The organism is Citrobacter freundii complex sp. CFNIH4, from assembly GCF_002934505.1.
Taxonomy (GTDB): domain Bacteria; phylum Pseudomonadota; class Gammaproteobacteria; order Enterobacterales; family Enterobacteriaceae; genus Citrobacter; species Citrobacter freundii.
Genome location: NZ_CP026231.1, coordinates 2,154,560 through 2,167,091, shown reverse-complemented (window position 1 = coordinate 2,167,091; position 12,532 = coordinate 2,154,560). Strand labels below are relative to the sequence as shown.

Genomic DNA, 12,532 nt, shown 5'->3' with positions numbered 1-12,532 from the left:
TCAAAATAAACCTCGCTCCGGCGGGGTTTTTTATTGCCAGGAGAAAGTTATGGCAGGTGAGAAAGACGCTGGCAGCATTGTTTACACGGTGAGTGCTGATATTGAACCATTGCTGGTTGGCGGCAAGTTAGCGGCCGATGCCCTGGACAAGCTCGATGCTGCGGCCAAGGCCTCAAGTAAAGGCATGGATGGTCTCGATAATAGTACTGAACAGGCTGGGGGTGCTTTCACTGAGCTTACGGGCTATGCCAACTCTATGGATAACCAGCTTAAAAAGCTGAACAGTAGCGTCAGCGGCATCGCCAGAGCAATGGCTGAGGCCCGCAGTGGTACTGGTGGTGCCAGCAATGAATTTAGCAGGGCTGATTCGATTATTGAGGCGCTGGGCAATCAACTGGCGATCCTCGATGAGGCGCAGGAGAATGGCGCGCGCAGTGCTGCGATGCTTGCAGCCCAATTGCGCGCCGGGTCCAAAGCTACCGATGAAGAGAAACAGAAAATTGGTGAGCTAACCGGTCGTCTGTTTGATATGAAAACTGCCAGTGATACGGGCGCAAAAGGTCATGGTAACTGGAAGTCAACCATGCAGCAGGCGGGCTATCAAGTTCAGGATTTCATCGTCCAAGTGCAGGGTGGCCAGTCTGCTCTCGTAGCCTTCTCACAGCAGGGTTCTCAACTTGCTGGGGCATTTGGCCCTGGTGGCGCAGTTATAGGTGCAGTTCTGGCGCTCAGTACGGTGGTGGCAGGGGCGCTAATAACATCTTTGAATGGCGGTAAAAATGCCATGGATGCTCTTAAGAGCGCTGCTGAAACCATGGATAAGGTTATTACCATTTCACAAAATGGTGTGGCTGCCCTCTCTGATAAATATGCCGCTCTGGCACAGACAAATATTGCTGTAGCAACCTTGATGAAAAAGCAGGCCGAGCTTGAATTGCAGGCCGCTCTATCAAACGTCTCAAAAGAAGTACAAAAGGCATCGAGTGACTTCATTAGCTTTGGTGATTCATTGATGTCTTCGCTGGGCGGTGGATATGCCAGCGTAAAATTATTTAATGACTATTTGTCCACGCTAAATATAACCACTAACGATTTCAGTGAGGCATGGAAGCAGGCAACTGCCAGCGGGCAGGCTGGTCAGTCAACGATGAACTCTATGGTGGCAACAGTTGCGGCCCTGTCTACCAAATTCGATATTAGCGATCAGAAAGCTTTTGAGTTTGCTAAGCAACTTTCTGACATAGCGAAAACACCAACCGATGAAAAACTTAAGGCATTGGTTGTGACTCTGCAGGATGTCGGAAATGGGCAATCTTCTGGCGCGGCTAAAGCCCGGGAATATGCCAAAAGCCTCTTAACCATCATGGAGACAAGCACAGACGCTACTTCACGCCTTAAGGCTCTCAAAGAGATGACTGATAGCCTGACCTCCAGCCAGGATAAGGCGCTAAAAATCGCTCAGCAGGAGCTGTTTATTGCGCGGCAAACTGGCGAGGCTCAAATGAAAGCCAAGGCCTGGCGAGATGCCGAAACGCAGGGGCTAAAAGAAGGAACGGAGGCGTTCAGGAAGTACTACAACGTTAAGCTGGCAACCTATAAACAGGATGAGGCTAACGCCAACAGCAAAAAGGGTGCTAAAAGTGCAGCCTCAGACGCCAATAAGCTTGCAAGCCAGCAAGAGACTGTCGCTCAAAAACTGGCAAATCTCAAACAGCAATCCGAATTGGCCGCTGCGTCTACCAATGAACTGAGTCGTGAACAGGCGATGTTAAGGGCCGAACAGTCCCTCGGTAGCGCTGCCTCCCAAGCCCAGATTAAGGAAGCAAGGGAATACGCAGCCAGGACGTGGGACGTTGCTAATGCCCTGAAAATGCGTCAGCAGGCGGAGCAGGCCTCCAGGTTCATCAATCAGGAGGTGGCGGCCTCAAAAGTGCAGCGTGATCCCTACACAGGTGAAGCGCAGGACCCAGCTGCGCAGGTAAAAGAGGAAGAGCAGCGCAAGCTTGAGGCTCTGGCTAAATACAGGGAGCTGGGTGTGATTAACGCTCAGCAGTATGAGGACGGAAAGACAGCCATCGCGAGGCAGGCTTCTAACGACCGCATCAGCATTGCCCAGCAGGAGGCCAAACGTCAGGTTGACGTGATGAACACGCTGCTGGGCGGGATCGGTGAGGGCTTCTCAGGCCTGGCTGAAATCGTGTCTAAAAGCGCCGGCGAAAGCAATGCAGCTTACAAGACGCTGTTCGCTATCAGTAAAGCCTTTGCTGTTGCACAGTCCACTCTGAACCTTCAGCTTGCGCTCTCAAACGCTATGGCCTCCGGCCCCTTCCCCTGGAACATGGCAGCAATGGCGCAGGTCGCCGCAGCTGGCGGCCAGGTGATCTCATCTATCGGCGCAATGTCGTATGGTGGCGGGCGCGAGCACGGCGGCCCGGTATCGGCCAGCTCTATGTACCGCGTTGGCGAGGGCGGTAAGCCTGAGATTTTCAAAGCCAGCAATGGCAGCCAGTACATGATCCCCGGCGATAACGGTCGCGTCATCAGTAACCGCGATATTGGCGGTGGTGGTGGCGGGTTCAATTACAGCCCGACTATCCAGATCAACGGTAATCCGGATGAAAAAACCATAGCTCTGGTAGAGGCGGCAGTGGCTCGCGGTGGTAAGCAGGTATACCAGCAAATAAGTGGGGATCTTGCCTCAGGGAAAGGAAACGTTTCTAAAGGCCTGCAAAGCGGCTGGACCGCTAAAAGGAGGATCGGTTAATGGGTAAGCAAACCGACATCAATTACCCCCATGAGTACCTGCCAATGCCCCAGCGACCCGGGCATGGCTTCACCCCCGTCAGCCCCCTGCAGCGTTCCACTATGACATCCGGACGCACGCGCCAGCGTCGCAAATACACCTCGGTTCCGACTGAGGCATCTGTTTCGTGGGTGTTTAACGATGCCCAGGCGCAGCTGTTTGAGGTGTGGTACAGGGACGTGATTACTGACGGTGCAGCGTGGTTCAACATGCGCATGCGTACCCCGATGGGTGTCGGTGACTACGTCTGCCGGTTCAAAGATATCTACGAAGGTCCGGTACTGTATGCCCTGGGATTCTGGAAATACACGGCAATCCTTGAGTTGTGGGAGCGCCCAATTCTGCCGCCTGGCTGGGGTAATTTCCCTGAGTTCATCGTCGGGCAGAGCATTATTGATTACGCGCTCAACAAGGAGTGGCCGGAAGCATGACAAGCCCAACACTCAACAGGCTGTATGCCAGCGGAGGCAGTGAGATCCTCTTCAACACCCTGCAGATTACCGTCGGCGGCCAGACTTACTGGCTGGTTGAGAACTTCGAGGATATCACCGCTGTCACGGAAACTGGCGCATCGGTGACTTTTCAGGCTGCAGCTATGGCCGTCGCGCTGCCAGCCAGAAATAAGGATGGCACGCAAGATCTGCAGTTCGTCATCAGTAACATTGACGGCATCGTTTCAACTGCAATACGAAACGCCCTGGCAAACCTCGATAGCGGCACGCTGATAATGCGGCAGTACATCTCAACCGATTTAAGTTTCCCTTCGGCTCCGCCCCTGGTATTCCAGATTAAAGACGGGTACTGGAAAGCGACGGAGGTACAGATCAAAGCCGGTTTCCTGAATATTCTCGACACTGCATGGCCGCGCTACCGTTACACGCTTCCTGTCTTCCCGGGCCTCCGCTACCTCCAGTAGGAAAACACCATGTTCAATCCTGATAAATACCGTTCTGTCGAGTGGCAGAATGGCGGGCGCGCTTACCCCGCGCTGGACTGCTTTGGCATCGTCAATGAAATCAGGCGCGATCTTGGCCTGGCGCCGTGGCCGGATTTCGCCGGAGTCACGAAGGATGATAACGGCCTTGACCGGGAGGCGCGCGGGCTGATGGCTGGCCTGTCGCGATGTGACCCTGCCCCGGGCGCGGGTATCGCCTGTTATTCCGGCTCTGTGGTGACACACGTTGCCATCGTTGTCGAGATTGACGGCCAAATGCGCGCTGCAGAGTGCAATCCGCGCACCAACGTAACCTTCCTGCCGCTGGCGCGGTTTGCGCGCCGCTTTGTTCGCGTGGAGTATTACCAGTGACGATCCGAATCTATCCATCCCGGCTACCAGGCGAACCGCTGGAAAAGCACGAACATGAAACGATGACCCTCAGCGCCTGGTTTTCGCGGAACGTGAAGGACTGGGCGCCGGATCAGCAGCACCCGGTTGCGGTTGAAATTGACGGTGTTCCCGTCCCGGCGTCAGAGTGGCCATTGTGCGTTATCAAGCGAGAAACAGACATCAGGATGTATCCGGTGCCGTACGGTACCGGCGCAGAAATCGCTATCTGGGTTGCCGTCAGCGTAGCCGTCGCCTCTGCTGCCTACAGCATCTACATGATGAGCACAATGTCGCAGGCAGGCGGCGGCGGTTCCCAGGCGGCCAGCGGTGACCAGATTGACCTCAACCCGGCCAAAGCCAACGCGGCGAAACTTGGTGACCCCATTCGGGAAATCTTCGGGAAATACCGCGTCTGGCCTGATTACGTCGTGCAGCCGGTCAGCCGGTTCGTCAACGAGACCAGCATGGAAACCAGCATGTTCCTGTGCGTGGGTGTCGGCGACATGGTGATTAACCAGTCCGATATCAGGATCGGTAATACGCCAATATCCGCGTTCGGTACCGATGTGCGCTACACCATCTACCCGCCTGGCGCCACGGTCTCCGGCGATACGCGTACCGAAAACTGGTTCAACTCACCAGAGGTCGGTAATACCGGCTCCGGTACCGCCGGTCTGGATCTGGGCTCAAGCGGCCCGGAGACGGTCAGTATTATCGCGGATGCGCTGGTCGTGTCCGGAAACTCCATCACGCTGGTTGACGTATCGTCTTCTGGCGATGAGGAGATTCCGCCGTCGTGGGCTGTCGGAACGGTGATCACCGTTCTGGCGCCAAACTCTTACACGGTCGTGTCCTCCGGCGGTTACAGCGTGATTTATGGCGGAATAGAGGAGCTGGCACCAGTGGTCGGAATGCCGGTATCCCTCAACTATAACGGCAACGACTACGACCTGGTGATCGCCAGCTATGCGCCGGGCGTTCCGGCGGTGCCGGGGGTAGGCGGTAGTGCCGCCAGAATCACCGCCAGCGCCGCGCCGACGACATACGATTTCAGCAGCACGCCTGTGACGTTCAGCATCAGCTGGCAGGGCACTACTTACCCGGTATCGCTGGTGACAAACTACGTGACCATGTCGGGCGTGATTTCCTCGATCACCTCGCAACTTTCTGGTTCCGGCCTGGTCGCGCGCGACAACAGTGGGCAGCTTGAAATCGGAGAGGCCAGCAGCCCGTTTGCTGGCGGTTCCATCACCAACAGCCCGTTACCCGTTGCTGTTTTCGGTGATGCTCCGGTTAATACGGCAGGTGTGAAATCAACGGGTGGCACGGCGGAAGTTCGGGCGCACATCACTCTGGCCTACAACAGCGCCACCGGCACGCCGTTTACCGGACTGCCGGAAGGCATTCAGCGCTTCTCTCTGGGGCTCGCCGGTAATCAGTTCCGGATCACCGATGTGGACAGCCAGACCATTACCGTTGAGCGGCTCATGGTCACCACCGGCCCGGGCGGTGAAACCATCACGACGCCGGATCCATCGTGGCCTGGCTTCACTGAGCGCACGCTGCTGGATGCGACCGTAACGGGCGTCAGTGACGATTATGAGTGGGTAGGCCCGTTCCTGGCGTGTCCTGATGGCGAAACGCTGGACGCATTTGAAGTGAACATCAACTTCCAGAGCGGCCTGGTGCGTTACACCGACCAGGGGAATAAGCGTTCCATGCCGGTACGCCTGGTGATCCAGTATCGCAAGGTTGGAACTACCACCTGGCAGCAGCAGTCTCCGTTCTATTCACGCAGTACCGAAAACCAGATCGGGTTTACGCATCGCTACAGCGTGTCGCCGGGGCAATATGAGATCCGGATGCGCCGCACCGAACCGGTTAAGGGTGGCAGCACGCGCGACCAGGTATTCTGGCAGGCGCTGCGCTCGCGACTCAGCAAGCGCCCCACGAAATACGACGGCGTCACCACCATGGCGCTGACCGTCCGCACCGGAAATCGCCTGGCGGCCATGTCTGATCGCCGGATTAGCGTCACGCCAACCCGGATTTACAGCGGCGGCAGAACTGCGCGCAGCATCAGCGGCGCGCTTTACCACGTCCTGGAGTCGCTGGGTTTCACGGCCAGCCAGATTGACACAGCGGCGATTGACTCGCTGGAACAAACCTACTGGACGCCACGCGGTGAGAAGTTCGACTGGGCGAGCGGTGAGAGCAAGTCCGCACTTGAGGTGCTGCAGAAAATCACCAACGCGGGGATGGGGTATTTCCTGCTGTCTGACGGGCTGGCTTCTGCCGGCAGGGAAGGGATTAAACCCTGGGTAGGCATGATCACCCCACAGGAAACCACCGAGGAGCTGCAGACCGCGTTTAAGGCGCCGAGTCAGGATGATTACGACGGGGTCGATGTCACCTATATCAATGGCACGACATGGGCTGAAGAAACTGTTCAGTGCCGGTTGCCAGGGAATCTGACACCAGTGAAGGTGGAGGATTACAAACTGGATGGCGTTCTGGATGAGGACCGTACCTACCGCATCGGCATGCGCCGGTTGATGGGCTACCAGTTGCAGCGCCTGCAGCACACCACCTCAACTGAGATGGATGCGCTCTGCTACGAGTTCATGGATCGGATTGTACTGGCCGACGATATCCCTGGCGGTCAGCAGCTTAGCTGCCTGATTACCGATATGACGTATGACAGCAACAAAATCACGCTGACACTCAGCGAGGCGCCGGACTGGTCGTTCCAAAGCCCTCGCGTGATTATCCGCTATCAGGATGGAAGGGCATCGGCCATGGTGGTGCCGACACGCATTGACGACTTCACCATCTCGGTGCCGTACAGCGCCGCGCTGGAGCCGGAATTGTGGGCGATGAACGACGCATACATTGAGCCGCCTCGCCTGCTGTTCTGTTCGTCTGTTAGGGTGCCGTATGACGCTCTGGTCGGAGAAATATCTCCTGGTAACGACGGTATCAGCCAGGTCACTGCCATCCAGTACCATCCAGGCAAGTACGCCTACGACGACGCCACATACCCCGGCGACGCCGCTTAACAGCAAATCAAAATTATCTGACCCGCTTCGGCGGGTTTTTTATGCCCGGAGCGAGCATGACTACCTATTTCACGAAAGAACCGCTGGGTTCAACAAGCCCGTATGTTTTATTCGATAACGCCCAGAACCTGGACTTTGCGGTAAACGATATTACCCAGGCAATCTGGAAAGATCGCTTTGGCAGAAATAGAACAACAATTTGGGGAATGGAGCAGGCGTTTTCTACCCAACTGCTTAGCCAGAAACAGCGCTTTGACAATTTTATCCAGAGCTCTGGCTATAAGGTTATCGGGGATTATACCGATGGTCCGCTGAACATTACTGAATATAACCAGCTGATCCGTTATCAGAATGAGTTCTATAAATTAACCGCCGCCACAACACTTCCATTCACCACTACCGGCAATGATGCTGCATCATGGGCGAATGATTCTCTGCATCTGGTAAGCGTTGGTGATGCCGCACTTCGTCAGGAGTTAGCATCACCTGGCGGTCTTGCTTTAGTTGGGCCGGGCGTCATTACGCGTGGCCTGGATAAATTTTCTGTTCTGCAGGGGCGTTCTGGCGAACAGTTTGGTTCAGATTACACTCGCGGGCTTGGCGTGCATCTCGCAGAGCCTATTACCGGGAGCGGACTTGACGTCAACACGGCTAAGTTCAACTACATCCGTATTGACGATGACCGGTTTAATGCTGTTGATGATTTGGTACCGGGAACGAAGGTTGACGGGTTTCTGCTAAACCACAAGTTTGGAGGGCCGGGAACAAAAGGTGGACGTCATGCTGCTGAGTTCATCCTTGAGCAGATGGGCCAGACGGATTCAACAAATACCGACAGAAACTATGTCGGGGTTGTAGGCTTTGCAACCTCTTCAACTGGCGATGGGGGAACATCTGCTGCTGATGCAAAAGGGGCTCTGTTTGGCGGTAACTTTTACGCCACCGTCACGCCTGGCGCATTACACCTTCTTAACTTAACAGGGGCTGAATTCAACGTAGGCATCCCGGAAGGCTCTAGTGTCAATATCAGAACTGGGCTTCAGATTGGTGGCACAAAGGAAAAGCGCGGGGATGTTATCGATGCCGCTATTTCTGTCGGGAATATGGGTAGCGCCTGCACATGGCGAACCGGTATTGCATTTGGCCCGCAAAATGGTGGCCCTGTTTTTGGTGAGGACAGTCGCGTCATATCGGTTGATTGCCAGAAGATAGACCGCGTCTTGTCTCTGAGCTCCCTTGTCGAAGTAAACCATATCATCCATCACAATCTGGTGAAGCTCAGCACCAAGAGCCTGTTAATGGAGGACTCCGGAGCATTTTTAAGTATCGGTTCTCCAACGGCAGCTGGTACATCAGTCCTTCAGGCTCGAACCTCAGGCGCTGGAAGCACGTACGACAGCAGGATTCTTTTTGCTGGCGGATCCGCGACAAGTGGCGGAGGAACGATTTCACTTAATGCCGGAATCTTCACATTCAATTGCACTATTCGACCCAGCGCAGATAACCAGTTTGACTATGGATCAGCTGCATATCGTGGGAGAACTGCGTTCTTTGGCACTGGATCGATTAATACCTCTGATGACGATCACAAGCCAATTAAAGAATCGATCCCTGATGTGGTCCTGGATGCCTGGGAGGAAGTGAACTGGCGCACGCGGTTTAAGTTTGATGATGCGATTGCGCAAAAAGGCGAAGACGGTGCCCGCTGGCACTTCGGCCTTATTGCTCAGCGTGTGGAAGAGGTTTTTGCATCGCATGGCATTGATGGCTTTGGTCTCGGGCTTCTCTGTTACGACGAATGGGAAGACCAATATATTTCAGTGCGAACCAACGAGGGAGAGCGAGTAACAAAAACCCGCACTGTCAGCCGCATGATGGAAGTGACAAAAACCCGTACAGTAAAACGACCTGTGATGATGACAGCCACGCGCGAAATTCTTGTGGATGAAGAAACAGAAGATGGAAAACGCATTAAGAGGGTTGTTAAGGAAGAGTATCAGACACCTAAGCTTATCCAGGTATTTGTCTTTAACGAGGATGGTACTCCGCGCCTTGACGAGGAAGGCAAGCATCTTTTTGTTTATGAAGCAGAGCTTGAAGATGTCGAAGAGGAGTATACCGAGCAGGTGCCGACTGAGGTAATTGAGGAATATACCGAACCTGCAGAGCCAACTTACAGCCAGGTTCTTGAAACCCCAGCCGGATCCCGCTATGGCATTCGTTATGAGGAGGCCCTGGCTCTGGAAGCTGCATTACAGCGCCGTAACTATGAGCGAATGAAAGAGCAGTATGAAGATTTGGTAGCGCGTGTTCAGGATCTCGAATCCAAATAAAAATTACCGCTTCGCCGTGTTTTATTTAACAGTCAAACAGAGGTGAGTATGTAAATTGACTTAAGAGATTAGCTGGTGCAGGTAATCGGCCAAGCGCTTTAACAACTTTCATAGACATGAAATGAACAAAAACCCGGCACGGTGGCCGGGTTATTTGTCTTTTGAAACTTTTCCGTTTAGCTCGGATAGGCTATTTGAGATGGTCTGTAGTTGAGTTGTTATGGTGGCATTATCTGCTTTAGATTCCACTCTAGCCGCTTCAAAATGAGCGCGTGTTTCTGATCCGAGAGAATCTATCTTGCCATCAAGGCTTGCTCTTGCTGCCTCAATTCGAGCTTCAGTACCAGATCTATAGGTTTCAAGTTTGTTGTCTAAGTGGGTGTACATGGCCCAAGCTCCACCTAGCGCAACAGCAACGAAACCAATACCCATCCACATAGCCGATTTGAAAGTGAGAGGAATTTTCAGATGCGGATTTTCTTGCGAAGTCACGATTTCCTCCTCAAAATCAATAGTGATTGTTTCAGCAACTAACATAGTGTCGCCGTTATGATTTTCAATCATACCACCGGCGTGGCTAGTTAGCTTAGATTTAACCCTTACTTCAACATTGAAGATGCTTTCATCATAGCAAGGGTTAATCATTTTTCTTTGTTATCCAACCAGGTAGCAACTTTATTTGCATTGATAAAATGCATGCCACCGCAGTTTTTGCACATCACATAAAATGCCCAGACACCCATACCTTCCTTATCAGGAATGGGGAAGGTGATGATTACAGGCTTATCTTTATCATCCGGACTTCTGTGTAAATCCCAGTTATTCCCACCACAAATATAACAAAAAATGCCATCTTTATGATTTTCAATGCTTTGTAAATACTCGCCAAAATCATCCACAGTAACTTTTTTAGCTATAGCCGAAAGCCCTTCATATTTATGCACAGTAACTTCCTTTTAACCTAACGCTTCGCCCTCCAGATAGACTGCATGGCATGCAGAACAAGGAGGGGGTAGCCGGACAGTATAAACATAATGGGATTAATCCTATCCTGGCTTCGTAGATTCGGACATCCTGACAAATGATCAGTGTATTAAGGAAAACTGCTGTGTTCATCACAAGACCTACGTTGCCGTGTAAATCGCCACTACCCCTCAACTCCTGTCGGCCGCATTGATAGGCAACCCCACATTGATCTGCACTCACATTAAAACTACTGTATATAAAAACAGTAAAAGGAGTGCAGATCATGCCCCGCAGAAACGACATTCACGCCGCATTTGTGGCCGCAATACAGCTAAACCCCAAGGGATACCGGTGCTTACGCACAGAAGACTTTATCCGTGAACTGGCAAAGGTCCACTGGCATTTCAGCCGGGCCGACGCCAACGAATGGATAAAGTACTACCAGCCAGATTTCACGGATAAGACAACCGACGGAACCGACAATCACTACTGGATCTTGCGCAACATGGGGAGGGTTCACTAATGGGCTTTCCTTCACCGGCAGCTGACTATACCTCCCAGCGGATGACACCGGAGCTCATCTGCGGCGTCGGCATCGATACCCGCATTCTGGAAACATCATCAGGTTTCGCATTAATCGAGCCGGTCACCCGGTTAGTGCAGGGACAGACTCTGCTGATCCTCATTGGCGGTCGAACGCAGTTTGCGAAACTCAGGGGTAGGGCATTAATCACGGATGATGGCGAAGCGATTGAGGGGGAGGCCGCAGAGGAAGTGGAAGTTCTGGGGCGCGTGACGTTCTTCATCAACAGCGCGTTGCAGGATGACAGAATTGTGTGAATTTGTGGATCGAGGTGCCCACGAAATTCACTCGTCGCCCACTCGAATAATAAAGTAACGGTTTGATCTTGAAAGAACGCAATGGTAAGTGTTGTAACGCTTATTTTGGGGTGTTTTCGATGTCAACTGCTTGATATATAACGAAGAACAGAGATTGAGCCGTAAACAGGAATCGTATTCGGTCTCTTTTTATGTGGCGAATGCGATACCATCCAGGGCAAAACACGTCTTATCGCATGCTGCATTCTCCATAAACCATACCATACTCCTGCCCACGATCGTCCAGGCTTTTTTACCATCATTGCTAAAATTATAATCAGGTACCCTTGTACTCTGGAGGCGACATGGGACGACCTGACAATATCTATCAACGAATCGACGGTACGCAGTGGCGTCACGTCTGGGTGGTTGGGGATATCCACGGCTGCTTCTCGATACTGATGGCTAAACTGCGCCAGTACCGTTTTGATCCCTGGCAGGATCTGCTGGTTTCAGTGGGGGATGTTATTGACCGTGGACCAGACAGTTTGCGTTGCCTGAAATTATTGCGTAAACGCTGGATTGTCGCGGTCAGGGGGAATCATGAACAGATGGCGCTGGACGCGCTGGCGACGGGGGATAAATTCATGTGGTTAATTAATGGTGGCTCGTGGTATGCGCAGGCGGAGCAACCGGCAGCGAAATTCGCTCTTGAAGAGTGTTGGCAATTACCCTGGATTCTGGAGCTGCACTGTCAAAACGGCATACACGTTATTGCTCATGCCGATTACCCGGATGATGATTATCAGTGGCTAAAAAAGATCGATTTACAGCGTGTGCTGTGGGATCGTTCGAGGCTAATGAACAACGGTTGTGGGATTCGCGGCGCGGATCACTTTTGGTTTGGCCACACGCCGTTGCGCCATCGGCTGGATCGCGAGAATCTGCATTATATTGATACCGGTGCTGTATTTGGCGGCGAGTTAACGCTGGTACAACTGCAATAATCAAAAATCGCTGTATTCCTGGGCCGGGTGCCAGAAACTATCAATGTAGTCATCCGCGGGTAAACACCCTCCGTTACGAATACGTTGATCGTCCATCGATATCAGGCACTGCTGCTCAGTTTTGTAGACATCAACCACGATATCTTCACAACCGCCATCCAGGTAGCACACAAAAAGAACCAGCGTGAACATTCCATCCTCAAATGGTAAAGCCATAG

Annotated in this window: 12 protein-coding genes; 9 read left to right on the top strand and 3 right to left on the bottom strand. The window is 52.9% G+C overall.

Annotated elements, in window-relative coordinates:
- Nucleotides 1-49: 49 nt before the first annotated feature.
- The 6 genes from C2U41_RS11050 to C2U41_RS11025 are packed head-to-tail and all read left to right on the top strand — an operon-like array spanning nucleotide 50 to nucleotide 9,522.
- Nucleotides 50-2,764, top strand: coding sequence for a tail protein (tape measure) (locus C2U41_RS11050; RefSeq protein ID WP_103848751.1), 2,715 nt, complete (start codon nucleotides 50-52; stop codon nucleotides 2,762-2,764).
- Entirely contained in the window at nucleotides 2,764-3,234 is a 471-nt protein-coding gene (locus C2U41_RS11045) for a hypothetical protein (protein WP_096854959.1), read from the top strand. Before C2U41_RS11050 ends, C2U41_RS11045 begins: the two co-directional genes overlap by 1 nt.
- Nucleotides 3,231-3,719 carry a DUF1833 family protein gene (locus C2U41_RS11040; RefSeq protein WP_096854958.1) on the top strand — a complete coding sequence of 163 codons (489 nt, stop codon included), beginning with the start codon at nucleotides 3,231-3,233 and terminating at the stop codon, nucleotides 3,717-3,719. Before C2U41_RS11045 ends, C2U41_RS11040 begins: the two co-directional genes overlap by 4 nt.
- Nucleotides 3,720-3,728: 9 nt before the next feature.
- Complete coding sequence (locus C2U41_RS11035) at nucleotides 3,729-4,109, top strand: nitrite transporter (RefSeq protein ID WP_103848750.1); 381 nt, start codon at nucleotides 3,729-3,731, stop codon at nucleotides 4,107-4,109.
- Nucleotides 4,106-7,189 (top strand): host specificity factor TipJ family phage tail protein, encoded by a 3,084-nt coding sequence (locus C2U41_RS11030; RefSeq protein ID WP_103848749.1) that lies wholly within the window; start codon nucleotides 4,106-4,108, stop codon nucleotides 7,187-7,189. The genes C2U41_RS11035 and C2U41_RS11030 overlap by 4 nt, the downstream gene beginning before the upstream one ends.
- A 56-nt stretch (nucleotides 7,190-7,245) precedes the next feature.
- A complete protein-coding gene (locus tag C2U41_RS11025) occupies nucleotides 7,246-9,522 on the top strand; it encodes a tail fiber domain-containing protein (RefSeq protein WP_158655878.1) in 2,277 nt (758 codons plus the stop codon).
- A gap of 150 nt (nucleotides 9,523-9,672) precedes the next feature.
- Here C2U41_RS11025 and C2U41_RS11020 read toward each other — a convergent pair whose 3' ends face one another.
- Nucleotides 9,673-10,167 (bottom strand): hypothetical protein, encoded by a 495-nt coding sequence (locus tag C2U41_RS11020; protein ID WP_096854954.1) that lies wholly within the window; start codon nucleotides 10,165-10,167, stop codon nucleotides 9,673-9,675.
- Nucleotides 10,164-10,466 carry a hypothetical protein gene (locus tag C2U41_RS11015; protein WP_103848747.1) on the bottom strand — a complete coding sequence of 101 codons (303 nt, stop codon included), beginning with the start codon at nucleotides 10,464-10,466 and terminating at the stop codon, nucleotides 10,164-10,166. The genes C2U41_RS11020 and C2U41_RS11015 overlap by 4 nt, the downstream gene beginning before the upstream one ends.
- A gap of 305 nt (nucleotides 10,467-10,771) precedes the next feature.
- On the opposite strand from C2U41_RS11015, the gene C2U41_RS11010 reads away from it, so the two are divergent.
- From C2U41_RS11010 to pphA, 3 genes are all read left to right on the top strand, one after another.
- Nucleotides 10,772-11,011 carry a hypothetical protein gene (locus C2U41_RS11010; protein ID WP_103848746.1) on the top strand — a complete coding sequence of 80 codons (240 nt, stop codon included), beginning with the start codon at nucleotides 10,772-10,774 and terminating at the stop codon, nucleotides 11,009-11,011.
- The gene (locus C2U41_RS11005; protein ID WP_103848745.1) at nucleotides 11,011-11,328 is read left to right on the top strand and encodes a hypothetical protein; all 318 of its coding nucleotides are present in this window, start codon (nucleotides 11,011-11,013) and stop codon (nucleotides 11,326-11,328) included. The genes C2U41_RS11010 and C2U41_RS11005 overlap by 1 nt, the downstream gene beginning before the upstream one ends.
- Nucleotides 11,329-11,672: 344 nt before the next feature.
- Nucleotides 11,673-12,314, top strand: coding sequence for a protein-serine/threonine phosphatase (pphA, locus tag C2U41_RS11000; RefSeq protein WP_048217477.1), 642 nt, complete (start codon nucleotides 11,673-11,675; stop codon nucleotides 12,312-12,314).
- Here the strand turns inward: pphA and C2U41_RS10995 are convergent, their stop codons facing one another.
- A complete protein-coding gene (locus C2U41_RS10995) occupies nucleotides 12,315-12,506 on the bottom strand; it encodes a YebW family protein (protein WP_003034941.1) in 192 nt (63 codons plus the stop codon).
- Nucleotides 12,507-12,532: the final 26 nt, after the last annotated feature.

Coding starts and splice junctions, on each gene's coding strand:
- C2U41_RS11025 (WP_158655878.1), top strand. CDS start 7,246: ATGACTACCTATTTCACGAAAGAACCGCTGGGTTCAACAAGCCCGTAT.
- C2U41_RS11005 (WP_103848745.1), top strand. CDS start 11,011: ATGGGCTTTCCTTCACCGGCAGCTGACTATACCTCCCAGCGGATGACA.
- C2U41_RS11010 (WP_103848746.1), top strand. CDS start 10,772: ATGCCCCGCAGAAACGACATTCACGCCGCATTTGTGGCCGCAATACAG.
- C2U41_RS11035 (WP_103848750.1), top strand. CDS start 3,729: ATGTTCAATCCTGATAAATACCGTTCTGTCGAGTGGCAGAATGGCGGG.
- pphA (WP_048217477.1), top strand. CDS start 11,673: ATGGGACGACCTGACAATATCTATCAACGAATCGACGGTACGCAGTGG.
- C2U41_RS11050 (WP_103848751.1), top strand. CDS start 50: ATGGCAGGTGAGAAAGACGCTGGCAGCATTGTTTACACGGTGAGTGCT.
- C2U41_RS11040 (WP_096854958.1), top strand. CDS start 3,231: ATGACAAGCCCAACACTCAACAGGCTGTATGCCAGCGGAGGCAGTGAG.
- C2U41_RS10995 (WP_003034941.1), bottom strand. CDS start 12,506: ATGTTCACGCTGGTTCTTTTTGTGTGCTACCTGGATGGCGGTTGTGAA.
- C2U41_RS11045 (WP_096854959.1), top strand. CDS start 2,764: ATGGGTAAGCAAACCGACATCAATTACCCCCATGAGTACCTGCCAATG.
- C2U41_RS11020 (WP_096854954.1), bottom strand. CDS start 10,167: ATGATTAACCCTTGCTATGATGAAAGCATCTTCAATGTTGAAGTAAGG.